Annotated in this window: 20 protein-coding genes; all 20 read right to left on the bottom strand. The window is 62.0% G+C overall.

The genetic code is table 11. The annotated features are described in order from the left end of the window. Window positions 1-203 precede the first annotated feature (203 nt). Window positions 204-2,297, bottom strand: coding sequence for an ATP-dependent DNA helicase RecG (gene recG / locus Q0248_RS06705; protein WP_299320932.1), 2,094 nt, complete (start codon window positions 2,295-2,297; stop codon window positions 204-206). A gap of 24 nt (window positions 2,298-2,321) precedes the next feature. After that, a complete protein-coding gene (locus Q0248_RS06700) occupies window positions 2,322-2,990 on the bottom strand; it encodes a 2-C-methyl-D-erythritol 4-phosphate cytidylyltransferase (RefSeq protein WP_299321037.1) in 669 nt (222 codons plus the stop codon). A gap of 1 nt (window position 2,991) precedes the next feature. Beyond that, a complete protein-coding gene (xseB, locus tag Q0248_RS06695) occupies window positions 2,992-3,210 on the bottom strand; it encodes an exodeoxyribonuclease VII small subunit (RefSeq protein WP_299320931.1) in 219 nt (72 codons plus the stop codon). A 530-nt stretch (window positions 3,211-3,740) separates the two neighbouring features. Beyond that, the gene (locus Q0248_RS06690; RefSeq protein ID WP_299320929.1) at window positions 3,741-4,235 is read right to left on the bottom strand and encodes a S24/S26 family peptidase; all 495 of its coding nucleotides are present in this window, start codon (window positions 4,233-4,235) and stop codon (window positions 3,741-3,743) included. After that, window positions 4,236-5,117 carry a hypothetical protein gene (locus Q0248_RS06685; RefSeq protein WP_299320928.1) on the bottom strand — a complete coding sequence of 294 codons (882 nt, stop codon included), beginning with the start codon at window positions 5,115-5,117 and terminating at the stop codon, window positions 4,236-4,238. A 17-nt stretch (window positions 5,118-5,134) separates the two neighbouring features. After that, window positions 5,135-6,115, bottom strand: a complete 981-nt coding sequence (locus Q0248_RS06680) for a glycosyltransferase family 2 protein (protein WP_299320927.1) — start codon at window positions 6,113-6,115, stop codon at window positions 5,135-5,137. Window positions 6,116-6,145: 30 nt separating this feature from the next. Further along, entirely contained in the window at window positions 6,146-8,551 is a 2,406-nt protein-coding gene (locus Q0248_RS06675; RefSeq protein ID WP_299320925.1) for a polysaccharide biosynthesis tyrosine autokinase, read from the bottom strand. Between the two features lie 6 nt (window positions 8,552-8,557). After that, window positions 8,558-9,481 carry a polysaccharide biosynthesis/export family protein gene (locus Q0248_RS06670; protein WP_299320924.1) on the bottom strand — a complete coding sequence of 308 codons (924 nt, stop codon included), beginning with the start codon at window positions 9,479-9,481 and terminating at the stop codon, window positions 8,558-8,560. Window positions 9,482-9,484: 3 nt separating this feature from the next. Further along, window positions 9,485-10,081 (bottom strand): sugar transferase, encoded by a 597-nt coding sequence (locus Q0248_RS06665; RefSeq protein WP_299320922.1) that lies wholly within the window; start codon window positions 10,079-10,081, stop codon window positions 9,485-9,487. A 12-nt stretch (window positions 10,082-10,093) separates the two neighbouring features. Then, window positions 10,094-11,224: a glycosyltransferase gene (locus Q0248_RS06660; RefSeq protein ID WP_299320921.1), complete on the bottom strand. Its 1,131-nt coding sequence runs from the start codon at window positions 11,222-11,224 to the stop codon at window positions 10,094-10,096. A 146-nt stretch (window positions 11,225-11,370) separates the two neighbouring features. Next, window positions 11,371-12,102, bottom strand: coding sequence for a bifunctional demethylmenaquinone methyltransferase/2-methoxy-6-polyprenyl-1,4-benzoquinol methylase UbiE (ubiE, locus tag Q0248_RS06655; protein ID WP_299320919.1), 732 nt, complete (start codon window positions 12,100-12,102; stop codon window positions 11,371-11,373). A 29-nt stretch (window positions 12,103-12,131) separates the two neighbouring features. Beyond that, on the bottom strand, window positions 12,132-14,531 hold the full coding sequence (locus tag Q0248_RS06650; RefSeq protein WP_299320918.1) for a trypsin-like peptidase domain-containing protein: 2,400 nt from the start codon (window positions 14,529-14,531) through the stop codon (window positions 12,132-12,134). Window positions 14,532-14,587: 56 nt separating this feature from the next. Next, window positions 14,588-15,721: a 4-phosphoerythronate dehydrogenase gene (locus Q0248_RS06645; protein ID WP_299320916.1), complete on the bottom strand. Its 1,134-nt coding sequence runs from the start codon at window positions 15,719-15,721 to the stop codon at window positions 14,588-14,590. A gap of 80 nt (window positions 15,722-15,801) precedes the next feature. After that, window positions 15,802-16,098: a DUF3467 domain-containing protein gene (locus tag Q0248_RS06640; protein ID WP_211788742.1), complete on the bottom strand. Its 297-nt coding sequence runs from the start codon at window positions 16,096-16,098 to the stop codon at window positions 15,802-15,804. 257 nt (window positions 16,099-16,355) lie between these two features. Further along, window positions 16,356-17,486: a PQQ-binding-like beta-propeller repeat protein gene (locus Q0248_RS06635; RefSeq protein WP_299320915.1), complete on the bottom strand. Its 1,131-nt coding sequence runs from the start codon at window positions 17,484-17,486 to the stop codon at window positions 16,356-16,358. A 789-nt stretch (window positions 17,487-18,275) separates the two neighbouring features. Then, a complete protein-coding gene (locus tag Q0248_RS06630; protein WP_211788740.1) occupies window positions 18,276-19,346 on the bottom strand; it encodes an aminoglycoside phosphotransferase family protein in 1,071 nt (356 codons plus the stop codon). Between the two features lie 158 nt (window positions 19,347-19,504). Next, window positions 19,505-20,116, bottom strand: coding sequence for a porin family protein (locus tag Q0248_RS06625; protein WP_299320912.1), 612 nt, complete (start codon window positions 20,114-20,116; stop codon window positions 19,505-19,507). A gap of 217 nt (window positions 20,117-20,333) precedes the next feature. Then, window positions 20,334-20,960, bottom strand: coding sequence for a ribonuclease H family protein (locus Q0248_RS06620; RefSeq protein ID WP_299320911.1), 627 nt, complete (start codon window positions 20,958-20,960; stop codon window positions 20,334-20,336). An 8-nt stretch (window positions 20,961-20,968) separates the two neighbouring features. Continuing rightward, window positions 20,969-23,137 carry a S46 family peptidase gene (locus Q0248_RS06615; RefSeq protein ID WP_299320909.1) on the bottom strand — a complete coding sequence of 723 codons (2,169 nt, stop codon included), beginning with the start codon at window positions 23,135-23,137 and terminating at the stop codon, window positions 20,969-20,971. Between the two features lie 87 nt (window positions 23,138-23,224). Next, window positions 23,225-24,937 carry a THUMP domain-containing protein gene (locus Q0248_RS06610; RefSeq protein WP_299320908.1) on the bottom strand — a complete coding sequence of 571 codons (1,713 nt, stop codon included), beginning with the start codon at window positions 24,935-24,937 and terminating at the stop codon, window positions 23,225-23,227. Between the last annotated feature and the right edge of the window lie 620 nt (window positions 24,938-25,557).

Here is a 25,557-nt window from a genome sequence, read left to right as displayed (position 1 = left end):
TCTTATATACGGCTGCAAAGGTAGTTAAAATCTGTGCAGCGCTCACCCTAAGGACGCGTATTCGGCCTCAGGAAGCAGCGTCCAGGGCACCTCGTCCCCTTTGTGGAGGGGCGGGAATGTGGGCTGCGAAGTGCCTTGTCTAAGGCGGGAGGAGGGTAGGAAAGCGGGAAGAGCAAGCGGATGCGGCACGCGGGGCCAGGATGCTAGGAGATCTGGCTCCAGCTCGGGCGCTCGCGGAAGAGCTCATCCAGACGTCGACGCAGCGGCGCGTGCTCGGGCTGGCTAAGCTCGGGGTCCGCCTCTAGGATGCGCTCGGCCAGCTCACGCGTGTACTGCACCATAGCGCCATCGGTGGCGGGATTGGCGATGCGCAGGCTCAGCAGCTGACCGCTCTGACGCGTGCCGTCGATCTCCCCGAAGCCGCGGAAGCGCATATCGGCCTCCGCGATCTCGAAGCCATCGTTGGTCTCCACCATCAGCTGCAGGCGACGCTGCGCCTCCTCGCCGAGCTTGCTGCCCGTGACGAGGATACAATAGCTCTGACTCGCCCCGCGGCCTACACGCCCACGCAGCTGGTGGAGCTGCGCCAGCCCGAAGCGATTGGCCCCCTCGATGACCATCACGGAGGCATTGGGCACGTTGACCCCGACCTCGATGACGGTCGTGGCGAGGAGGATCTGCGCCTCGCCCGAGACGAAGCGCTGCATCTGGGCATCCTTCTCCTCGGGCTTCATCTTGCCATGCACCATTACCACCTCAAGCTCGGGGAAGCGCTCGCGATAGCGCATCATCCCCTCCTGCAGCGCACGCAGCTCGGACTGCTCCTGCTCCTCGATCATGGGGAAGACGACATAGGCCTGCCGCCCCTCGGCGATCTGCTGCTCGAGGAAGCGGTAGACGCGGAAGAGCTCGCCCTCGCTGACGTGGTAGGTCTGTATCGGCTTGCGCCCCGGGGGCAGCTCGTCGATGACGGAGATATCGAGGTCGCCGTAGAGCGTCATCGCCAGCGTCCGCGGGATGGGCGTGGCACTCATGGTGAGGATATGGGGGTACCAAGAGGCGTTCTTCGCCCACAGCCCCGAGCGCTGCACGACGCCGAAGCGGTGCTGCTCGTCGATGATGCAGAGGGCTAGGGAGTGGAAGTGTACGCTGGGCTCGATGAGGGCATGCGTCCCGACGAGGATGGGCAGCTCGCCCGAGGCCAGAGCGGCGTGCAGACGGGTGCGCTCGCGGCGGCGTGTGCTGCCGATGAGGAGGCCCACCTCTAGGCCGAGCGGCTCGAGCAGCTCCGCCAGCGAGGCATGGTGCTGGCGCGCGAGGATCTCGGTCGGCGCCATCAGGCAGGCTTGGTGACCGTTGTCCACCGCCAGCAGCATCGCGAAGAGGGCCACCAGCGTCTTGCCGCTGCCCACATCGCCCTGCACGAGGCGGTTCATCTGCCGTCCCGAGACGACGTCGGCCTGGATCTCTCTGAGGACGCGCTTCTGCGCCTCCGTGAGGTCAAAGGGTAGGCTCGTGTAGAGGCTACGGAAGTGCTCCCCGACGCGCGGCAGTAGGAGCCCGGGGCTGGTCTTCTTACGCTCCAGCTTCATCCCCAGCAGGCGCAGCTGGATGAAGAGGAGTTCGTCGAACTTCAGTCGCCTACGTGCCGCCTCCAGCAGCTCCTTCGTCTCGGGGAAGTGGATCTGCTCCAGCGCCTCGGCGTAGGGCATCAGCTGGGCGCTCCTCAGGAGCGAGGCGGGCAGGGGCTCCGTGAGCTGTCCGCGCAGTAGCTCCTTGAGCGTGTAGAGGAGCTGGCGCATCTGACGGCTCGCCAGCCCGACCCGCCGCACGGCGTCCGTGAGGGGATAGACGGGCATCAGCCCCGAGCCTACAGCCTGCTCCTTCTCCACATCATCCAGCTCGGGGTGGGTAATGCTGTAGCCGCCCGCGAAGGCCACGGGCTTGCCAAAGACGAGGAACATGCGCCCCTCGGGATAGAGCCTGCGAATGGTCGCCAGCGAACGGAACCAGGTCAGCTCGATCGTCCCCGTGCCGTCAGTGAAGTAGGCCACGAGGCGCTTCTTGCGCCCCTCCCCGAGCTCCTTGTAGTCACGGATGTAGCCGCGCAGCTGGATGCTGGGGAGCTCGCCACGCAGCTCGCGGATCTGATAGGTGCGCGAGCGGTCGACGTACTTGGTGGGGAAGTAGAGCAGGAGGTCCTGGTAGGTATAGAGCCCCAGCTCCGAGGCAAGCACGGCGGCTCGCTTCGGCCCTACACCAGGCAGGTAGGTCAGCGCGGTCTCGAGGAGGGACATCGTGGGGCGGGCTTAGGAGTGGGCTTAGTCCTTCAGGAGGAGCTCGGCGAGCTTGAGGTCCAGCGGCTGGGTGAGCTTGATGTTCTGCGCCTCACCAGGCACCAGCTCGGGGGCTGCGAAGCCCGCCGCCTCCCAGACGGAGGCGTCATCGGTGAAGCTCGGGCGGTAGGGCTGGCGGTAGGCGGCGTGCAGCTGGTGCAGCTGGAAGGTCTGCGGCGTCTGTACGGCGACGTAGTCGGCACGGTCGACGGCACGACTGCTCCCCTCGTGCAGCTGGCGCAGGCTGTCGGTGACGGGGAAGGCTGGGAGGGCGGCCTCAGCACGCGCGGCCGCCTCGAAGCAAGCCTCGATGAGCCCAGCGCTCAGCAGCGGACGTACCCCGTCATGTACCGCGACTAGCCCCTCCTCGGGAAGCAGGCTCAGGCCTGCTGCGACGGAATGGAAACGCGTCTCGCCGCCCGCGGTCACCTCGTGCGGGAGGGTGAAGTCGTGCTGCTGGCAGAGCTCTGCCCAGTAGCCGCGCTGCTCCTCGGGAAGTACGAGGACTATACGCTCCACCAGCGGGGCGAAGCGCTCCAGCGTGTGCATCAGGACGGGTCGCCCCCCTAAGGGGAGGAACTGCTTGGGCAGCGCCGCACCCATGCGCAGGCCACTGCCGCCTGCCACCAGTAGGGCATAGCGCCCCGCCTGCAGGCTAGCCATGGGCCTCCTCATTATCCTCGCTGAGCTGCGCCATGAGGCTCGTCAGCTGCTTATCGGCCTCGGTGAGCTTGCGGCGGCAGTACTTCGAGAGCTTCACCGCCTCCTCTACGAGCTTGGTGAGCTCATCGACATCGGGGCTGTCCTGCTCTATGTAGCGGACGATCTGCTCGAGGCGCGCGGCGGCCTCCTTATAGCTTAGGGTCTCCTTCATACCTTGTCTTATCTAGATAGTGCAAAGATACAGGGATTTGGCACAAGAGCCGCCGCCGAGACAAGCGCGAAGTCGGGCGAAGGCAGCACCTACCCCCGCACAGCTATCCGCGCACCTAGGGACGCCTTGCCCCCAAAGTAGCCCAGCGAGGCGCCCCACCTCGCCCAGCCACGGGCCTGAGGCGGCGAAGTAAGGCGACCCTCCTGCGGGAGCGCCCCTGAGTGATATCCCTCGGTCCTCTGAGGGATATCCCCCGCGACGCTGACGGGCGTCCCTCACGGCGCTGACTGATATCCCTCACCCGCCCTACCCTTGGCCTAGACTGCCCCACAGGACCTACCCCAGCTTCACCGAAGGAGGCTTGGGGCTTAGCGCTGCCCCCTTTGCCCTAAGGCCTAGGTGGACTCCCAGAACAAGACAAAGAGCCCGCCCCGAGAGCAATAGCGACTCGGGACGGGCGCTGCACTAGAAACAAAAAAGGCTACCGCACCCGAGTAGGTGCAGTAGCCTTCGTAAGTGGGTAAGCTTAGCTAGCAGCCCCAGCGCAGCAGCGTGCGGCGGTAGACGAAAAGCAGCGCGCGGCGCAGGAAGGGCATACTTGGCCACAGATGCTCGGCACACCACCAGAGGCAGCTGCCCTGGGTAATGAGGTGACGACCACGACGCACGCAGGTCGCCTCCGCTAGGATCTGACGCGGGATGCAGGCCTCACGCTGATAGGGATTGCCATCCCCGCGGAGGATGATGCGCCCGCCCGGGTAGATGGTCTCGATACGATGAATAGCGTAGCCACGCGAGATCCGCACCAGGACGACACGCCCCGGCTGGATGGACTCCTCGGTCAGCGGCGAGAGCGTGATCGCATCCCGCTGGCTGCGGATGAAGGGGAGCATACTGCGCCCCTTGGCGATAATATCCACCCGATAGCCCTCAGCTATGCGGCTCAGGACATCATCGAAGGCATCCTCCAGCGTGATGCGCGACGGTGCTCCCCGCCGCGTACTAGGTCTACGCTCGTCGCTCATCTAGTTCTCCAGTAAGGGTCGCGTGCAGGAGACCGCCTCCTCGTCGGGACGGCAGTCGAGGCGATAGACAGGGATACGCTCCAGGACGTCGGCCACGGTGTTGAAGATCGCCAAGTGGCGGACCTTGTCCGAATGCAGGAAGGCCGAGGAGGAGTAGAGGGAGTCGAAGCTATCACGCCCATGTAGCTTCGTCAGCTTGTTCTCGGGTGACTGATGGAGATGGACAAAGGCCACGACCTCGGCCGACTCATTGCGGTAGCAAGGTGTGCTCCCACTCCAGGGGCAGCCATAGACACGGACGGAGCCGTCATCCTCCACGCGCACCATGGGCTCGTCGTCATTGAGCAGCTCGGCACCGGGGACATAGCGGCGCCACAGACGGCTGTGCGTGCTCTTGCCCGTACCGCTGACCCCAAGGAAGAGGAGCGCACGGCCGCGTAGCATCGTCACCGAGGCATGCACCTTGAGCATGCGGTGCGGAGCGATCGCCGCCGCGTAGCCGATGAGCAGGAGCCTATTGAGGTGCTCTGCCGAGGAGAGGTCATCCATCTGCACGTCGGACTGCAGCTCGCGCCAGTCCTCGCCGATGAGCATATTCTGCGACTGGCGGAAGATCTGCAGCTCTAGGATCAGCCGCTCCCCCTGCGTACGATAGATACGGGCATGGGTAGCTTCGCTCGGCTTGTCCTCTAGGAGGTCAAGGCGCTTATAGCCACTGAGGTCCACATCGCCCGTAAAGGTAAAGAGCGGCTGCTGTCCCTCAGGCAACGCGTCGACACGGAAGGGCTCGTAGTTCGGCAGGAGCGCTCGTGTGGCCTGGGCTGAGGACGTATTGAGGACGATATACTCTTTGGCGATGCAATAGATGAGTTGCTCGTACATGGGCAGAAGTGGAGGGACTAACTATATTGAGGTGTAGGTAGGAAACGCTTGATCCCGAGGAAGAGGCGAGGAGCTCTGAGGAAGAGCTCATTCCTCAGCCGTATGCCCCAGCCTCCTGGGGCAAGGGGCTCTCCGTGCAGGGAGCGGGTATAGGGCAGCAGCAGCGCAAGGAGCTCGGGCTGCTCCGCCCGATGGCGGTCGGCCCAGAGGACGAAGATGATGAGCCGTCTCAGTAGGAGCTCATTGACCAGCGGGCGGTAGGGGGAGTCGCGCTCGATAAGGCGCTCGCGCAGCTCTAGGACGTTCTCAAAGAGGTGGCAAAGGCGCCCATCCCAGTGCTCTGTAGAGCTACCTGAGCGCATGACGCGATAGTGGTAGCCACAGCTCGGGAGGTAGGCGTAGGCCGTAGTCCTCATGAGCACCTCCAGCACGAAGGGGGTATCCTCGAAGATCCGCCCCTCGGGGAAGCGTAGGTCAGAGGCCACAGAGCTGCGGTAGACCTTCCCCCAGGGCATGCCCGAGACCTCTGCCGACAGGGCGAGGCTACGCACGGCCTCGAGCGAGGTATAGCGTAGTGAGCTGTGGAGCTGCGGCTGGCACCGTCCGTCGGGATACTCCTCGACGAAGCCAAACTCTACCAGCCCGAGCTCAGGCTCGGACTCCAGCAAAGCGACCGCCTCCTCGAGCACCTCGGGACTGAGGTAATCATCCCCGTCGACAAAGGTGAAGTAGGGGCTGCGGACGAGCTCGAGGGCTCGGTTGCGTGCCGCTGACTGCCCCGCATTGGGCTGATGTAGGACCTTGAGCCGTGGCTCCTCAGCAGCCCAGGCCTCTAGGAGCTCGCCCGTCGCATCAGTCGAGCCGTCATCGACCACGATAATCTCGAGGTCGGTGAGGCTCTGCTGACGGATGGACTGGATGCACTGCTCGAGCCAAGGGGCGACGTTGTACGCCGGTACGATGACCGTGAGCCGAGGCTGAGGTGCAGAAGGGATCATAAGCTCTGAGGCAGGTGCCGTAGCACGTGGCTACTTGACCTTGAAGCCTAGGCGGTGCATGATGCGCTGACGCAGGGTACGCTTCTTGTGACCGTAGCCGTAGCCATAGCCGTAACCATAGCCATAACCGTAGCCATAGCCGTAGCCATAACCGTGGCCGCTGCCCTGAGCATCGTTGAGGATGATGGCCATATTGGTCAGCACCTGATCATCGTAGATGCGCTGCAGGTCAGGCATAGCACGGCGGTCGAACTTACCGGCACGCAGCACGAAGAGCGTAAGGTCAGCGACACGGTTGGCGATGGCAGCATCGGCGACGCTACCGAAGGGCACGTTGTCGTAGAGGACGTAGTCGAACTGCTCGGTCAGCATCTCGGCCAGATCATCGAAGCGCTGATGTAGGAGCAGCTCCGTAGGATTGGGCGGCACGGCACCAGAGACGATGACAGCGAGCTCAGGGTGTGCGGGATCCTTGCGCAGGATGTCGCTGAGCTTCATCTGCGGATTGGCGAGGAACTCACTGACGCCAGCGCCACGAAGGCCGAGACGACGGGAGATCGTCCCCTTACGCAGGTCAAGGTCGACAAGCACCACGCGCTTGCCCGAGGCCATGAGCGTGAGGGCAAGGTTGTAGGACACGTAGCTCTTACCCGCAGACTCACCGAAGGAGGTGAAGATGATGCGCTTGGGGCTATTGTCATTGGTCCCGATCATGAAGCGGAGGTTCTCACGCAGCACGCGGAAGGCCTCACTCACGCTATCGGTACCCTGAGCGCTGACGACACGGCCGAGCCCTTCCTTACTCTTCTCTGCACGGGGTACGTCCCCGAGGAAGGGGATCGTGACGCGGTCCATGATATCCTTACGCGTGTGGATCTTGGTGTCGACCACAAGGCGGATGATCAGGAAGATGCTAGGCACGACGAGTCCCAGCAGGAAGGCGATCATGAAGGTACGGAAGTTATTCGGGCTGACGGGACCAGAGGGAGCGTCGTCCATATCGAGGACGTAGGCGCTGTCCTGAGTCATGGCCTGGCGCAGGGCATATTCCTCGCGCTTGTTGAGCAACTCGGTGTAGAGACGCTCACGGATTTCCAGACGGCGCTCGATCTCAGCCTTCTCACGGCCCTTGCTCGAGACGTCGGGGAGGGCACCTGCGAGGGTGGACTGCTGCCCATTGGAGTTCTGCAGTCGCACACGGAGGACGGAGGCATAGCGGTTGAGTGCCTCGATGGTGGCGGCACGCTGCTCCTTGAGGGCCTGGTCGTAGTTGGTGATGACGGGGTTGGCGACGCTACCACCAGAGGCCTCGACGAGCTTGTTGCGCTGCAGCTGCAGCTGGTTGTACTGAGCGATGAGTTCGTCCAGGCCAGGTGCATTGATGCCGATATTCAGCGGCATGAAGTCATTGGCCTTAGAGGGGCTGCTGAGCTGCGAGAGCATGAAGGAGACGAGCTTGAGCTGCGTCTCGAGTTCGTAGGCCTCGACTTCTGTCTCAGCCGAACGAGCATTGTAGCGCAGCACCTTACTATCGTAGTCGATCGTGCGGGTCTTGACCATGAAGCGCTCCATGTCCTCCTCGACGATCCCGAGTTCTTCGCTGAGGGCAGCGATACGCTCATTGACGAAGTCTGCGGTATTCTTAGAGATCTGGTTACGCACCTCTTCGTCCTCACGGTTGTAGGCAGCGACCTGCGCCAGGAGGATGTCGAGAGCCTTGCGCTTGGAGCGGTCCTGCAGCGTGATGTCAAGCGTCGAAGAGCGCTCCAGTGGCTGTGAGACAACGACCGCATGCTGGTAGTAGCGCACGGTGTTGCTGAAGGACATACGGTCGACCTTGATCTCCTTATGATCCCAGGGACTATTGAAATTGGAGCGGGGCTCGACGATGAACTGCTCCTTGCCAAGGCGTACGGGTACGTTGAGGGGCACCTTCTGCACCTGATCACTACCCGCACGGCGGATGCCTACATGCCCCGCATCTTGGTAGGTCACCTCCCAGGAAGAGGTGTTGTCCAGGCTATCGAGGAAGCGTATCGAGAAGGGAGCACGGTCGTAGAGCTCTACGGAGCGCAAACCCTCATTGACCCGGTAGAGGACATTGGCATTGACCGTATGTACGGCGCGCTCGAGGATACTGCGGGAGGAGAACTGGAGTTTCTCGTTCTCCATGTTGAGGCGCGAGGTATTACGCATCACGCGCACCATATCCGCATCCAGCATCGTACGCTGCGAGGCCTCACGGATCAGTACCTGGATAGAAGACTGATAGGTGTAGGGCATGCGCGCATTACGGTACATGCTGAGGATACAGAAGGCCGCGATACTGACGATGTAGATGGGCCAGTAGCGAAGCAGGTAGAAGAAGACGTCAATCAGATTGAAGTCCATCCCCTGCGCCTTGTTGGCAGAGGCTGAAGAGTCGTGGGTGGCCATAGATCCTTACTTCTTGAAGAATGTGACGATAGCCAGCAGGGAGACGAGCGAGGAGACGATCGTCGAGGTATAGGTCAGCGCCTGTGAGGTGCGCTGATCCGCATCACGACGATACTTGTACTCGGCGTAGACGATGTCGTTCTGGCGCAGGATGAAGGCTGGAGACTCGAAAAGGTCGCTGGAGAGCAGGTTCACACGATAGATGACATAGCCCTTGGGCTCCTTACGAATGATGTTGAGGCGCTCATAGTTGGCCTGCTCCATCAGTCCGCCTGCCTGAGCAACGAGCTCGAGGATATTGGTCTGAGGATCATCTAGGTGGAAGACCCCCTTATTAGGGAACTCATTGTTATTGTAGCGCTCTTTTTCATGAACTCCAAGCGCCCCGAGGAGGTAGACTCGGAGGTTATCGAAGGTCGTCGTGACGTGGGCATCCGCGAGGTATTTCTCCGAGACCAGGCGTGTACGCAGGTACTCGCTCACCTGATCGAGGGTCATCCCAGTGACCTTGACTGAGCCGAGCAGCGGGAACTGGATGCAGCCCTCAGCATCTACTAGGTAGGCCGCCTGGGCCGCAGGCGAAGGGGTGGGCGTGACACCCTCGGGGAAGTTGACCGTGGGGAACTGGCTGACGTTGCTCACTGGAGCCGTTATACGCTTCCCAGCTGGCGTCTTCGCCGTCGTAGTGGTCTGCTGAGGCGGGTTGAAGGGGATGGTCAGCTCGGGATTGCGGATACTGCTGACCAGGATGCTGAGCTTGTCACCCTTCTGTATGGTCAGCCCCATGTCGTACTTGACGCCATAGGTCTTGGCGACCTCCATGTCGCGAAGGTAGTTGGTGCGATAGACCTGGTCGCAGGAGGTAGCGAGGAGGAGCACTGAGGCCAAGAGCCCCACACTCCAGGAGCGTAGAGATTTATTCAGATTCATGTGTTAGAATTTCTTGCCGAAGATGATGGACTGGGAGGTCAGGAAGATGATCTTGATGTCGGTCCAGAGGGAGTAGTTCTCTAGGTACTTGATATCTAGGTCGAGGCGGCGGATCATCTTTTCCAAGGTATCGGTATAGCCGTTGTAGAGCGTCGCGAAGGAGAAGAGCCCTGGGCGGAGCGCATAGAGACGCTCGTAGTCGGGACGCACAGCGCTGATCTGGTCGATGAAGTACTGACGCTCGGGGCGAGGTCCGACGAAGGACATATCCCCCTTGATGACGTTCCACAGCTGGGGGAATTCGTCCAGGTGATGAGCGCGGATGAAGGCGCCGATCTTCGTCAGACGGGGATCCTGCTCCTGATAGAGCTGAGGAGCATTGTCCTTCTCCGCATCCATATACATGGAGCGGAACTTATAGAGCTTGAAGGGACGACCCTTATAGCCTACACGCTCCTGTGTGTAGATGACATCCCCATCGGGCTCCTCACGTCGTATCAGGATCGCGATGACGAGCATCACGGGCGAGAAGAGAACCAGAGAGACGAGTGCTAGGGTGAAGTCGAAGGTTCGTTTGATGCAACGTTCGATACAGTTCATTGAGCGTCTTTGTTATTTCCTATGATCAGTTTGGGCTAGTAGGTCGGTGTATATCTCGATGAGGCGGTTGATCATCTCCACCTTAGTGAAGACGTCGTAGTAGCGCTGGCGGGCGCCGCGGCTATAGAGCTGCCAGGTCTCGGGGTTCTCACAGATCTCGCGGATGGCCTTAGCCATGGCAGGGGCATCCTCGATCGGGACGTTCAGCCCAGAGACGCCGTGGGCATTGACCCAGGAGACGCCCGACTCGGGGATCTCGGTGGCGACGATGGGGCGGCCTAGGCTCATGGCCTCGACCTGGACGATGGCGTAGGCCTCGGTCTTCATCGTCGAGCTGAGACAAAAGAGGTCACAGGCCCCGAAGTAGACGGGCTTCATGGCGCTGGGGACGTAGCCGAGGATCTCGACGCGCTGCTCGAGCCCGAGCTCCCGCACCAGGGCCTCGAGCTCTGCACGCAGCGGGCCATCGCCGCCAACCCATAGGATGTACTCCTCGGGCAGGAGGGCCATCGCCTGTATCAAGTGATGGTAGCCCTTGTAGGGGACGAGGCGTCCCATATTGTAAATTATCTTCTTGCCTGGATAACGGCTGCGCAGCTCCTTCACCTCATCGGAGAGCCAGGGCGTGGGGTCTATCCCAATGGGGAGGTAAGAGGTCTTGTGCTGCACCTTCCTCAGGAAGGGAGACTCCTCCACGTAGACTGGTGTAGTACCAAGGATCAGATCGGAGCGCTTAATGAGCCAGTTCTGCAGGGGCTTGAAGAAGCGGAGCAGCGTCTTCTGCTTGAGGATATCGCTATGCCAATGTAGGATCACACGTCCCTTGTAGCCCGAGAGGAATAAGGCGAGGGTCGCCATCGGGTCGGGGTGGTGGATATGGATGATGTCGTACTCGTGACAGATCTTCCTAAGGCGGACGATCATCATCGGAGAGATCATCGTGGCTGCGACCTTGAGCAGGGAGGGGGCGCACATGATACGCGACTCCTCACCAAGGATGATATCACCCACGTGGCCATCGTGTGCAGCACAGAGCATATCACTCGGATAGCCACGCTCGGCGAGGCCCTCGGTGAAGATCTCCATCACACACTCGACCCCGCCTTTGATCGGGTAAAACTTACCTAATTGCAATACCTTCATATCCCTGCAAGCCTTGAAGACATACGCAGCTGTGCTCCCCTACGGCAGTGCTTGGCACTCAGGGCTGTAGCTCAGCCACTTTCGCTTGTAAAGATAGTTAATAATCTTCAATTTCCGTTTCCGCGCGGCCGCTCTTTGCCCGCACACTAGTCCGCATTGATGCCTATATATATGGTGCAGGCACCGGGGAAGATGCTGTGGTAGAATGCCTCACGAAAGCCTGCTGCACGCAGGATCTCCGTCATCTGCTCGCGCTGCGGCACGGCGGCGATGCTCTTGGGCAGGTAGGTATAGGCACTTTTGTCCCCTGTCAACAATCGCCCGAGCATAGGGATCACCGTACGTGTGTAGAGGCTGTAGCCAAGGTGGAGGAAGCGGTTGGTAGGCTCGCTCAGCTCGATGATCACCAGCACGCCCGAGGGGCGCAGGAGGCGGTGAAGCTCGCGGGCAGCGGCAGGGATATCAGTGAAGTTGCGTATCCCGAAGCCTATCGTAGCTGCGTCGAAGCTCGCCGTCTCCAGGTCCGTCGCCGTCGAGTCCTGACGGCTGAAGCTGATCTGCTGGCTGAGCCCGAGGCTGGCGACCTTGCCTGCCCCGACACGCATCATCTCCTCCGAGATGTCGATCCCGAGGACCTCACGCACACTGGGGACATGCTTCAGCAGCTCGATGGCGAGGTCGCCCGTCCCCGTGGCTACGTCGAGGACGCGCTTAGGGGCGTAGGGAGCCAGCATGCCGAGGGCCTTGCGCCGCCACGAGCGATCGAGGCCTAGCGAGATGATGCGGTTGAGGAGGTCGTACTTGGGGGCAATGTTGTTGAACATCTTGCGCACCTGCTCGACCTTCGGGGTCTGATTATCGTTGTAGGGTGTGACCATACAATTACTATAGGATGAGAAGTGGGGGCTTAGGGCTGGGTGAAGTAGAGGCTGAGTCGCTCCTGCGAGCCCGAGCTGTGATGTAGGGTGAAGACCGCCAGATAGTTCCCCTGTGGGAGCTGTATGGGGTAGCTCTGACGGCGGCTCATGAAGGGGCGCTCGTCCCGCTGGATCAGTTCGCCGAGGAGGCTGTAGACGCGCAGCTCGACGCTGGTGTAGCGGGTGAAGTCGCCCTCGAGGAAGAGCTGCTGCCCATAGGCGTAGCAGCGGGTCGGCTCCTCGGCCTGTGTACTGCTGCGTCCTAGGCGTATGGGCTGCGCGGTCTCCACCAGGAGGTCGATCCAGTAGGCCCCATTGGGGAGGCTGAGGTTGCGCTGCCAGCGGCCGTCGAAGCCCTTGATCCAGGCGGTCCAGTCGGTCTCGCTTCGTCCCCCCGAATAGCTCAGCAGCGGCAGCCCGAGGCTATCGCCTGAGGCCGAGCGCAGCGAGAGGAGGTAGTCGCCTGCGGGTAGGCTCAGTTCCTCGGGGCTGGGATTGGGGAAGAAGTCCTCGATGCTATCGAGGCGCGTGGCGCGCCTGAGGTCCTGGAAGCTGCCCTTGTCCGTATCATAGGCGACGTAGGCTCCCATACGTGTGGAGGCAAACTGGCTGATGGGCTGGGCGATGCTGCCACTGCGCTCCAGCTGACTGAGGCTGAGAGCTACCTGAGGCAGCTGGGTCTTGGCCAGCTGGCGGGTGCTGCGGAAGACGACATAGGCCCCCAGGATACGTAGGCGCTGCTCCGCGGGGAGGGTGAAGACGTTCCCGAGCTCGAGGATCGAGCGCTGCGGACTGTAGGTATCGGTCGGGAGGAGGCGCTGCTGATCGGGCGTAGCAGGGTCGGGGTAGAAGAGGCTCAGGCGCTGCACGAAGCGTGTCCCGAGAGGATCATAGCCTGCACAGGTCGTGGCGCCGCTACCCGTAGGATCGAGATGTGGCTCCAGCCCACCTAACCGATCCGTGCTCCCTGCGGGAAGCGTCCAGCTACGTGCCAGCGCCCAGTAGTAGTCGTCATAGGGGCTGTCGCAGGTCGAGCCTCCGCCCGAGAGGGCCCCGATGATGAAGCCCGAGCCGTCGAAAAGCGGCGAGCCCGAGGAGCCTGCGGCCGTCGTACCCGTAGCCCAGCTATGGACGTGCCAGTGCTTGCCCCACCAAGCGCGCCCACCTGCCCCGCTGATGTCGTAGTCCTCGATGCTAAGCGAGCGGTCGTTCGCCTCATTGTAGCGCTTGGTACTGCTGGCGGGATGATGGATGGTAAAGTATGGGAGCGTGGGCTGCTCGGTACGATCCCAGCCCGCGAAGTAGGGGTTGTAGGCGGCAGGGATGGGGAGGCTGGTGCCGTCGCTGGCCTTAGGCAGGCCCTCGATGCGCAGGAGGCACATATCCGAGTCCTCATTGTAGGCCACGAGGCTCGCCCCGCTCAGCGTCTGCTCCTCGGCAGGACGGATATAGCCCGCACGCTGGGGACTCTGGTACCCGAAGAAGAAGACCGTCGTCGCGGCCCTAGCACGCACCTTCGCCAGATCGGTCACGCTGTAGAGGCTATTGATGCAGTGCGCCGAGGTCAGCACGTAGGGCGTACCGTCAGAGCGGGTATTATTGATGAGTGCAGCCGAGGAGGCCTGCGTCCCCCCAACGATGATCTGCAGCGTGCTGCGCGTCTGAGCCCAGCGCTGGGGATAGGCCAGCACGTTGGGCGCGCAGAGCAGGCCCTTGATGCCTCGCTGCCCCCCGAGGTCATAGAGCGGCTCGCCTGGGTGTGCCGTGTCGAAGTCGTCATCCTCGGGATGCCAGGTGCGGAAGCCATGGTAGACGGCCGCGATGCGGAAGGGGAGCTCCTCCCCACGCGGAGTATAGCCCTCGGGGAAGTCGTAGCGCAGCGTCAGGCTAGCGCCCACCAGCGGACGCAGCTGCAGGAGGCTGTCGGGCGAATTGTTCTGCTCCGTCAGTGCCCCGATGCGCGTCCCATCCGCCGCCGTGACGTAGAGCTGCCCGCCGCGAGGCAGGGCGAAGTGCGAGAGTCGCAGGCCTACATTGCGCGCCCCCGTCGAGCGGATCACCGCCTGCCAGCTGTAGTTGCCCGCCCCATCGGTGAGGTACTGCCCGAGACGATCGGCCCCGAGCTCCAGCGGGCGTTCGATAGCGAAGGTATAGACACGCGCCATCTGTCCGCGCCCCAGCACCTCGGTGTAGGCACTCGCTGGCAGCGGTGGGAGGACGAGGCGCTCGGTACTGGGGCCTACGCTACGGCTACGACGAGCCGAGGGCTCTGCCTGAGCGACGGGCTGGAGGAGACCGCTACGTGGCTGTAGCGGCAGGGTGTACTGAGCCTGTGCCTGCTGGAGCAGCAGCAGTAGAAGGGCGAGGAGGGTAAGGCAGCGCCTAGGCATGGTCGTCTGGGTGGGGGACTAAAGTAAGTATCAATCTGCGCCCTACAAAGATACGGCTAGTCCTGGACTCTGAAGCCCAGGCGCTCCACCGCCTCCCGCTCCTCGGGACGCACCCCGCGGAGGGTATAGGCGGAGGCCTCTCGAGGGAAGACGTAGTCGTGGCGGATCTCGGCGAAGCGCTCGGGCTCGGCCTTCAGCAGCTGGCTACAGCCTCTGGGGTCAGCGCTATGGAGCTGTGCCCTCAGGATGCGCTCGCCCTCAGGGAGGCTATTGAGGTCGAGGACGGGCTCCTCGGGCTGCGGCAGCACAGAGCTATCCCAGAGCCCGCGAGGCTCGGGGAGCTCCAGCACCTCACAAACTGCCGCCAGCGCCATACGTGAGCCACGCCACTTGCCGTCGGCCGTCCAGCCCGCCACGTGGGGCGTGGCGATGAAGGCACGGCGCGCTAGCTCGGACGAGATCTCGGGCTCGCCCTCCCAGCAGTCGAGGATCAGGTCACGGAGCTGCCCCGACTCCAGTCCGCGCAGCAGCTGGGCCGTGGGGGCTACCCCACCCCGACAGGCATTGATGAGTAGCGGGCGGCGGGAGCAGTGCTCGAGGAAGCCTTCGTCCACCATCCCCACCGTCGCATAGCGCCCCGCACGTATCAAGGGCACATGCAGCGTGACGATATCGCTCTGCTCCAGTAGCGTCTCCAGCGGGAGGAAGCCTTCCTCACCCTCACGCTCGGCACGGGGAGGGTCACAGAGTAGCACACGGAGGCCAAGAGCCGAAGCCCGCTCCGCGAGGCGCCCCCCGACATGCCCCACCCCGACGATACCGAGGGTAAGCCCCTCGAGGTCGACACCCCGCTCCAGCGACCAGGCTGCCAGCGACGAGAGGACGTACTGCACTACCCCACCCGCATTGCAGCCTGGGGCATTGCGCCAGGCGATACCCGCGGCATCACACCAGGCGCCATCGATATGGTCGTAGCCCGCTGTCGCGGTGGCGATCATACGCACACGGCTCCCCGAGAGGAGGGCCGCGTCGCAGTGTACGACGCTGCGGATCAGCAGGGCATCCGCCTGGGCTACGCGCTCGGGGCTAAAGTCCCGGCTGGCGAGCGTGGTGACCTCACCCACCTCACGGGCGAGGTCCTCTAGATAGGGCAGGCTGCTATCTAGGATGAGCTGAGGGATATGCTTCATCTTCTCTTATATATAGGTAGAGCTACCCCCATGAGGGAGTAGCTCTAGTTATCTACCTACGGTGAGGCAGAGCGTGGGGCTTAGTTGGCCTCCCCAGCCTCGAGGCTATCCTCGGGCAGCTCGATGGTACCGAGCTCGCGCTCATAGCCTTCGAGGAAGTTCGCCAGCTGACGATGCAGACGCTTGGCATTGGCAGGCGTGAGGATCTGACGGCTGTGTACGCGTGCCGTCTGGACGCCTGGGAGCAGGCGTACGAAGTCAAAGACGAATTCTCCCTGCGTGGGGTTGAGCAGGACGAGGTTGCTGTACTCGCCCTGGGCGATCTCTTCGGGTAGCTCGATGTTGAACTGTGGGGCTTCCGCTTGCTGCTGTGCCATAGTGCTTATCTTATTCTTAGTGTGATGCCAGCCCCCTGACCTCGGGGTGCTTGCTTAAGTCAAAGGTAGCAAATCCCCCGCGTCCCCGCAAGAAGCCCCGCCACCTCAGCCGCACATACCCTCCCCTAGCACCAGTAGCCCGCAGAGGATAAGTAGGACTGGTCGTTTCATGATAAGGGCTCGTGGGTAGTAGTGCGCCGTCAGCAGTCCCAGGTACTCCACGGGACAAGCTGATTACCGACTCTAAAGGTAGGGAATTATCCTCTGTCCTCAGCCCGAAGTAGCGTTGACACTTTACGACACAGAGATCTAAGCCAAGCGGGGAGATATCGACCTATGGAGCGCTGCCTCTCTGTGTCCTCTTCCTCATCTAGGTCGAGAACGTGTATGTCGCTATGGTCGAGCTCTGTCTGAATCTCCACGTAGAGCTGCCCATCGTGTACGCCGATGCTCGATATTCGGTTAAGATTCCCTGGTGTGTAGTCAACCTTAACCTCTGGGAGCATCTCGTGCGTACGTAAGTCGATAGCCCCAACGTAGAAGTAATAGTTCAGTGTTCCATAGAAAAGATAGTCCTTGTAGACCGTCGTTACATAGGTACTGGTGTTATAGCCTGGGAACTTATACGTTTGAAAGGCTCCAGTCCGTACGTCGAGCTCTGCAAGCTGGTGATTATCTCCACGCTCATATCCATCCTCCCAAAGTGAAGAGCGGAAGAATACTAGCTTGTCCTCTCCGTACTTTTGGTACTCTCTTGCAGCATCATTCTCCCACAATACCTTCCCTGATGGCACCTCTACGCACAGCACCCGATTCGTTCCCTTACTCTCTATATCCCGAAACCATACGATAACCACCTTATCCTCATAGGGGTAAACTTGGCTGACACAAGCATCAGGATGGTCTAATTCCCAAAGCACCGCACCAGTAGCGAGCTCGATGAGCTGACAAGCATTTTCTTTATGTCTTCCTATGGTGCCCCATAGGAGAGCATAGTCCCCAAACTGCTCGACGAGTCTATAGGGATATGATCTAGTCCATAACACCTCCCCATTTTGAATGTGTCTATAGACGTGATCGTTTGTTTCTTCATCCCATTTATTCATTATATAGAAATGGGGGAGTTCTCCTATCACAGGATATCCTACAGCTTCATCTACTTGTAGCTGTAGCTTGATTCCACTCGAAGTCATCTCGTAGATGTCTCCACCAGGAATCATAGCCGCAAATACCCCTCCTCGCAAGCCTGGCTCAAGGAAAAGTGCCTTACTTGAAATTTCAACCCCATTCAGTTCTGTGCTTTCTCCGCGAAACCACATAATGCCTAGAGGACTGTTTCGTATGTATTCAGCCCCCCTTATGACCGCTTGTACTTCTTTGATCTTCATAATCTATCTTACTACAAATACTCCATCAGACGATGGTACGCCCTATCCATTCAACGCTCTGTAGCCCGTCGGCCTACAGATGGGAGAGTAGCTTTGCTTCGCCTCGGCCTCGACAAGGCGAAGGCGCTACAGCGCCCGCCGCTTGGCTTGGGCTGCGAAGACGACCCGAAGCCCAGCCATTAGGTGGCGGATGTAACTAGACTTCCAAGCCTTCCTTCAGCCGCTTCATTCCCTTAGATTAGGCTAAGGCCGAAGGAAGTCGCTGGCCTTTGCTGGCTCGGTCGAAGAACTTAGCAAGGGCGCTTGAGGCAGGCTCGAGACGAAGTCCCTAATCTTCCTCCCAAAAGTAACTAATCTTTTCAGAAAAAGTGGCTAAACTTTTGCGCAAAAGATTAGCCACTTTTCTTGATTCATAAGGTACTTTCCGCAGCAGCCTTAGCGCCTGCGCTCGGAAGGCTCACTTAGCCTGCCCGTCAAGTCCCTCACCCGCCCGCCCTTTGGTCGCTCACGCCCTAGACAGCCTTGACGGACTTTACGCAAGTATAAGGGGAAGGCTCGTGAGGGCTATCCGTCAGCGTGCCGAGGGACGGCAGTCAGCGTCACGAGGGACGGCAGTCAGTGCCGTGAGGGCTATCCGTGGGGAGCGCGAGGGATAAGCCATCTGTTCGCCCCGCGACGGGACACGCCGCGCCAGCAGCAGACGAAGAAAGCCCTACGGGACGACCTGAGAGGCAAGCCTCATCTAGATCGTCCCGTAGGGCTATTCAGTAGGTAAGCGAGGTAGGTGGCTTACTTCAGCAGCGCCTCCATCTCCTCGGCCTTCTCCTCGAGGCACTGCAGGTAGCGGAGCTGGGCACGCGTGCGCTGCAGGTTGTGCTCGGGGTGCTTGACCTTGAAGTACTTGTCGCCGTCGATGTAGTCGGCCAGGAAGCGTACCGTCTGCATGTAGGTCATCAGGCGACCGCCGTAGGCGATGAGGCTGCGCTCGATGGGCGTGAGGAACTTGCCCGCCGTCGAGAGGTAGCCCTCGACAAAGGCGCGGTAGATCTCCATATTGACGCCGATCTTGCTCAGGTCGGGCTCATCCTCGGGAGCGAAGTTAACCCCCGAGCGGATGAAGTCACCCACGTCGCTGAGGATATAGCCAGGCATCACCGTATCCCAGTCTACGACGCAGAGGACGCGGCCGCTGCGGTCGAAGAGCACGTTGTCTACCTTCGTATCGCAGTGGATGGTACGCTTGGGGAGCTTGCCCTCCTCGTGCAGACGCTCCTGGATGAGCATGGCATCCTCACGACGCCAGATCTCCTCGAGAATGTCCTGCACCTTGGCCACGCGGCCCAGCGGATCCTTAGCGATGGAGTCGCGGAGCTGCTGCAGGCGCCAGGGCATGCTGTGGAAGTTGACGATCGTGTCGCCAAGGACGCCCTCAGGGATACCCGAGAGCATTTCCTCGAACTGACCGAAGGCTTCGCCCGCGAAGCGTGCAGCCTCGGGCGTCAGCTCGGTCATGCTCATGCTGTCGGGGATGAAGCGGCAGACACGCCAATAGTTCTCGCCATCATGGTAGTAGTTCTGGCTAGGATCGTCGAGGCGTGGATAGAAGTAGAGGTACTTACGCTCGGGCTCCTCTACGCCTGCCTCCTCAAGCCGCTGGCGGAGCGTATCGGAGACGATGGCTACATTGCGCTGCAGCACCTCGATGCGAGGGAAGACATGGTGATTGACTCGCTGCAGGATCCAGCGGCGTACACCCTCGCGGTCGGTGATCGCGTAGGTGTCATTGATGTGGCCGCCACCGAAGGGCTTCACGTCCCCGATCTGATCCAGGGGAAGGAACTGACTGATGATATGTTCCATTAGTGTAGGGTGTGGTGTTAAATGCTTCGCATTATACTTATTGAACGTCTACAAATATACAAGAAAAGCCCCAAGCAGCGGCAAGGACACTGTCCTAGCACTGCTTGGGGCTTATTTGGGCTCTAGGAGCAGGCACCGCGCGGGGTGCTCACTCGGGGCTAGAAGCGGTAGCCGAGACCGACGAAGAAGGAGCTATTCTTGCTCGTAGCCTTAGCTACAGCGTCCTTGAGGTTATTCGTCATACCGATCTCGGTACCTACGCGCAGGTAGAGCTTGCTGTACTCGAGGGCTGCGGAGGCGTTGAGGCCAGCGTCGAAGCGCTTGTAGGTCTTGTTCTTGAAGACGTCCTCAGCATCCTTCACCGAGGAGACGGAGGAGAAGCCATAGGCGAAGCTAGGACCAGCCTCGACAGAGACCGCGAGGGCGTCGGTCAGGCCGACACGGATACCGAGGTTGACGGGGATCCCGAGGTAGTTGAGGCCTACGGAGTTCTTGACCGTCTGGCCGAGGACCGTGTGCTCTTCCTTAGCACCCTCCTGACGGAAGACCAGCCCAGGGGCGAGGTAAACGCCAGAGGCCAGATCGATTTCGGCAGCGACACCGACGCGGACACCGGGACGCACCTTGAAGCTGAGATCCGTACCATCACCTGTCTTAGCCTGGATCTTGGCAAGGTTGAGGGCAGCCTCGACACGAGGATGGATGGACTGTGCCTGGGCGCTGACACCCAGCAGGAGCAGCGCGAAGGCTGCACTTAGTACTTTCTTCATAATTCCTTTCTTTCTACAGATTAGAGACCAGCGGCGAAGATCCGCTAGCCAGTACAAAGGTAGTGCTTGTCCACTGATATAGCAATAGACGCACTGCCCCTATAACGCGACTGCCCCCCTAGCTAGTATAGCGCGCCCCCTTAGGTAAGGGCGGGCTTAGGACGAGCTAGGGGGGCTGTAAGGCAGGGTAATGGGCAGAGGGGAGGCGGTACAGTGCCTAGCCCTTACGCCCATAGTCCGCGGGGATCTCGCCCCAGCGTACCGTGTCCCACTTGTAGAGGGGGGCTGTCGTGCGGTGGGTGGCGAGCCAGCGCTCAGCCCGCTCGATGAGGGCGAAGAGCTGCGCCGTCTCGGGGGTGCGCTCCAGCAGCGTCTTGCAGCGGCCACGCCGTACCCAGGAGAGGGCTATAGCGCTATCGGAGTAGACGACCATCCCCTCGAGGCCCTGCTGCTCGATGAGCGCCAGGGCGTGGACGATGGCCAGGAACTCCCCGATATTATTCGTTCCACGCGGGAAGGGGCCCATCTGGAAGGCCACCGAGCGATCTCGGAGGTAGACCCCGCGGTACTCCATGACCCCGGGGTTGCCCGAGCAGGCGGCATCCACCACCAGCGCTCGCCCCAGCGGCACCTCGGTGAGGGCCTGCTGCTCGGGGGCTACCTGATGGCGGCGCTGATAGCCTGCGTAGCCCTCCTCGTAGGCGCTGAGCGCCTCGGCACGTGAGCCGAAGCCCTTGTACCGTGCCCCCGAGTAGCCCGAGATCTGCCTGAGGCACTCATCCCAGCTGTCGTAGACGCCAGGCTCGTGCCCTGCCCAGACGACGTACCACTTCTGCTTGGCCATAGAGCGTGCTAGGGGACGAGGCTCAGCTCATCGATGAGGCGACGGGCACCGCCCAGCTCATCGATGATCAGCAGCACGTAGCGGATGTCGCAAATGATGCTGCGCTGATAGGAGGGCAGGTACTGGATGTCGCCAGCGACGCCCTCCCAGTTGCGGTCGAAGTTGATCCCGATGAGCTGTCCCTTGGCATTGAAGACGGGGCTACCGGAGTTGCCGCCCGTGGTGTGCGTCGTGGCGGTGAAGTTGACGGGCATCACGTAGCTGCCATCGGCCTGCTTCGAGGCCCAGCGCTTGCCCGCCCCGTAGCTCTGGGTGCGGTAGATCTCCTTGAGGCGCTCGGGGACGACGAACTCCCAGCTCGTGCTGTCCTCCTTCTGCATCACCCCCTGCAGCGTCGTGGGCACCGTGTAGCGCACCCCGTCGCGGGGGCTGTAGCCCTGGATCTGGCCGTAGGTGAAGCGTAGCGTGCTGTTGGCATCGGCCATATAGTCCATGAGGCCTCCCCCGCCCTGAGCCGCCCGTGCTAGGCCGAGCCCAGCGAGGTAATCGCGGCGCCCCTGGCTGATCTCACTATCGAAGGGCTGGAGCGCCTTCTGAAGCTGGCGCATCTTGGTACGCACCGAGGTCGCCAGGCGTGCCAGCGGATCCGTCTCGAGGACCTTCGTCTGCTCAGCGGAGGGCAGAGCTGTGAAGCTCGCGAAGCCCTGCTCCGTGGTGAAGCGCGTCCCAGCATAGACCGCGTCTACATAGGCCTCCACGCTGCCGTAGCGCGCCAAGCCCGACGCCAGCTCCTCGGGCCAGTCGGCACGCGGCACCTGACGGCAGTACTCAGCGAGGAGCACCTTGGCGATCTTGGCATCCACCGCAGGCGAATAGTCCTTATTACAGTAGCTGCGGAAGCTACGCTCCAGGCTCACCAGCGGCAGGTCCACCCCTGGGGCCTGCATCGCCTCGATGCCCTGCCAGAGGCCTTCGTCCAGCCACCACAGCTGACGGCGCAGCGGCCCGCGCTCGGCCACAGCCTGCTCGATACGGGCGATCCCGTCGAGGTAGACCTTCCCCTTCTTGCGGTCACGCTGCCCTGAGGCCCAGCGCTCGACCTCGGAGCGCAGCTCCTCGGATCGGCGGAGGAAGTCGGGACGCGAGACGCCCCAGTTGGCCCCGATGGCGCGCTTGTAGCCGTTCTGCGAGCGGGCGTACTTGGCCGCGTACATGATGTTGGTCTTGGGATCGGCGAGCATCTCGCGGAGCATCACCTCCTGCCTGAGCCCACGCATACGTATGCGTATCGTATTGTCAATGTCGCGCCACTCGGTGATCTCGCTGGGCAGGGCGTACTGATTGGTGCGCCCAGGGAAGCCCATGATCATGGCGAAGTCCCCCTCCTGCACCCCTGCGGTCGAGATGTCGAACCAGCGGCGCGGACGCAGCGGCACGTTCTGCTCGGAGTAGGGCGCGGGGTTGCCGTTGGCATCCGCGTAGATACGGAAGAGGCTGAAGTCCCCCGTATGGCGGGGATAGCTCCAGTTGTCCGTGTCGGCACCGAACTTCCCCACCGCGCTGGGCGGCGCCCCGACGAAGCGAATATCCGAATAGACCTTCTTGACGAAGAGCAGGTACTTATTACCGTTGTAGAAGGGCTTGATCTCCAGCTCGATCCCCTGCTGCCCTCGCTGGTAGCGCTCGCTGTAGTGGCGGCGAGCCAGGCCGTTGAGGTAGCTGGGCGAGAGGAACTCCATGCCCGTGCCGCCCTTGAGCTGACGGAGCTGTCCCTGCACAAAGTCCGTGACGTCCTCGATCTTGTCGATGAAGGTCACCACGACACCGCGCGCAGGCAGCTCGTCCTGGAGCGTCCGTGCCCAGTAGCCCTGCTCGAGGTAGTTGTGCTCCACGCTGCTGAGCTGCTGGATGGCGTCGTAGCCGCAGTGATGATTGGTCAGCACGAGGCCCTGCGAGGAGATGATCTCGCCCGTACAGCCGCCGTCGAAGCTGACGACGGCATCCTTGAGCGAGCTGCCGTTGGGGCTATAGAGGTCGTACTCCTTCATCTGAAGGCCACGAGCGGCTAGGCTGCTGTACTTCTGGCTCAGCTGCTCCATCAGCCACATACCGCCGTCAGCCTGCGCACTGAGGCTGACCAGTGCCCCCACCAGGAGGCTTAGGAATGGTCTACGCATAGGTCTATAGTCTTGTTAGGTGTACTTAGTCGGTCCAGCGGGCGCAGTACGTCGGCGTCCGCTGCGGCGAGGCTAAGGCGCCCCGCCCTAGTCCTCCTCGTCGGCGGAGAAGCGCTGCAGACGCGTGGGGCGCTTGCTCCTGAGGCGCTCGCGCCCCGCTTCGTCGCGGTAGCGGAAGCGGTCATTAGGCCACAGCTGCCCTTCGCTTCGGCGCGGCTTATCGCTGTCGAAGCGACGCTCTCTACGCTCGCCATCGAAGGCGCGGCGGGGCTTGTCCCCATCGAAACGGCGTTCTCTACGCTCGCCGTCGAAGGCGCGGCGGGGCTTATCCCCGTCGAAGCGGCGTTCTCTGCGCTCGCCATCGAAGGCGCGGCGGGGCTGGTCTCCGTCAAAGCGGCGTTCTCTGCGCTCGCCATCATCAAAGGCGCGGCGGGGCTTGTCCCCGTCGAAGCGGCGTTCTCGGCGCTCGCCATCGAAGGCGCGGCGGGGCTTGTCCCCGTCGAAGCGGCGTTCTCGGCGCTCGCCATCGAAGGCGCGGCGGGGCTTATCCCCGTCGAAGCGGCGCTCCCGACGAGGACGGTCACCCTCGGGACGCGGACGACGCTCCCGACGCTCGATGCGGGGCGTGCGACGCTCCTCGCCCTCCGCCCCGTGCTGCTCCGACTTCTTGCCCGCGAAGAGCTCGTAGCCGCGCAGCTCACACTCCAGCGCACCGTTCAGCAGCTGGTAGCGCGCCGAGGGACGCAGACCGATCTTGGCGAAGTGCTCCGCCTTATCGGTGATGATCCAGGCCGTACAGCCGGGGTAGTTATGCTTCAGGCGCTCACCGATCATGCTGTAGAGTGCGTCGCCCTCGCGCAGTCTGAGGCGCTCGCCGTAGGGCGGATTGGTCACCAGCAGGGCGGGTTCGGCGGGGCTCGGGCAATCCTCGAGGGCGCGATGTTCCACGTGGATCACTTCCTCCAGCCCCGCTAAGCGTACGTTGTGCCGCGCGATCTGCACGGCCGAGATCGCAGCGTCCGAGCCGTAGATATGATGGTCGAAGGGGCGCTGCTGCGCCTTGGCCTCCTCCTCGATCTGACGGAAGAGCTCGGCATCGTAGTCGTGCCAGCGCTGGAAGGCAAAGCTACGGCCGTAGCTCCCCGGGGCGATGCCGCGGGCGATGAGGGCCGCCTCGACGAGCAGCGTCCCCGACCCGCACATGGGGTCGATGAAGTCGCACTGTCCATCCCAGCCCGCCAGACGCAGGATGCCCGCAGCGAGCACTTCGCTCATCGGCGCCTCCGTCTGAGCGGCACGCCAGCCGCGCTTGTGCAGGCTCTCGCCCGAGCTGTCCAGCGCCAGCGTCACCTCCTCCTGCGCAATATGGATGTGGAAGCGCAGGTCAGGGTTGTCGAGGCGTACCCCTGGGCGCGTCCCCTCCTGCTCCATGAAGTAGTCCACCAGCGCGTCCTTGGCTCGGTAGCCTACATAGCGGCTATGGGTGAAGGTGTCGGAGTAGACCACCGCGTCGAAGGCGAAGGTATCCGTCGGCCGCATCCACTGGCGCCAGTCGAGGCGGCGCAGCGCCTCATAGAGCTCGTCGGGGGTACGGGCGCGGAAGCTGGCCAGCGGCAGCAGCACGCGCAGCGCCGTACGCAGCTGATAGTTCGCGCGATAGAGGAGGGACCGATCGCCGCGGAAGGAGACCATACGGCGGCCTTCCTCCACCTCCTCGGCACCGAGGGCGATAAGCTCTTGGGCCAGGACGGGCTCCAGGGCCTGGAGCGTCTTGGCGATCATTCGGTAGGACTGATGCATTGAGTATCTAGGATCAAGTTGCGTTATTTCTTTGCTCTGTGCCCACAAAGGTACGACGCTTTGCCGAGAGCCCCGCCCCCACCTCCTATATAATAGGTACACGCGCGCGAGGCAGTACTCACCACCCCATTTCTAGGGTCGCCCCTGTAGGGCTCTAGAATTGGGGGCATGGGCGCCCCCAGGGTTTGGTCGCCCTTGCAGGGCTGCGCACCCTGGGCTTTGAAAAGGGTCGCCCCGCTGGGGCTTACCCCGCCGCCATCGAAAGCCCCCAGGGTTTGGTCGCCCTTACAGGGCTACGCACCCTGGGCTTTGAAAAGGGTCGCCCCGCTGGGGCTTACACCGCCGCCAGGAAACTGCCAAGGGGCTCGACTATCGGGGCATAATACCTCACCCCGCACTACGCGGGATAAAAGGGCCGCTCTGAAGGAAAGAGCCGCTCTATAGGAAAGGGCCGTGCTGTGGAAAAGAGCCGCTCCGCGGGTCGCCCCTGCAGCCCCGGGCTTGCCCCAACGGCCGAGCAAGCCCCTATAGGGGCGATCCCTCCTCAAAGCCCAGGGTGCGTAGCCCTGCAAGGGCGACCAAACCCTGGGTTAGGCAGCCCTCCACACAAAGAAGCCCTA

Source organism: uncultured Porphyromonas sp. (genome assembly GCF_938046015.1).
Taxonomy (GTDB): Bacteria; Bacteroidota; Bacteroidia; order Bacteroidales; family Porphyromonadaceae; genus Porphyromonas.
This window is presented reverse-complemented; position numbering and strand designations above follow the sequence as displayed.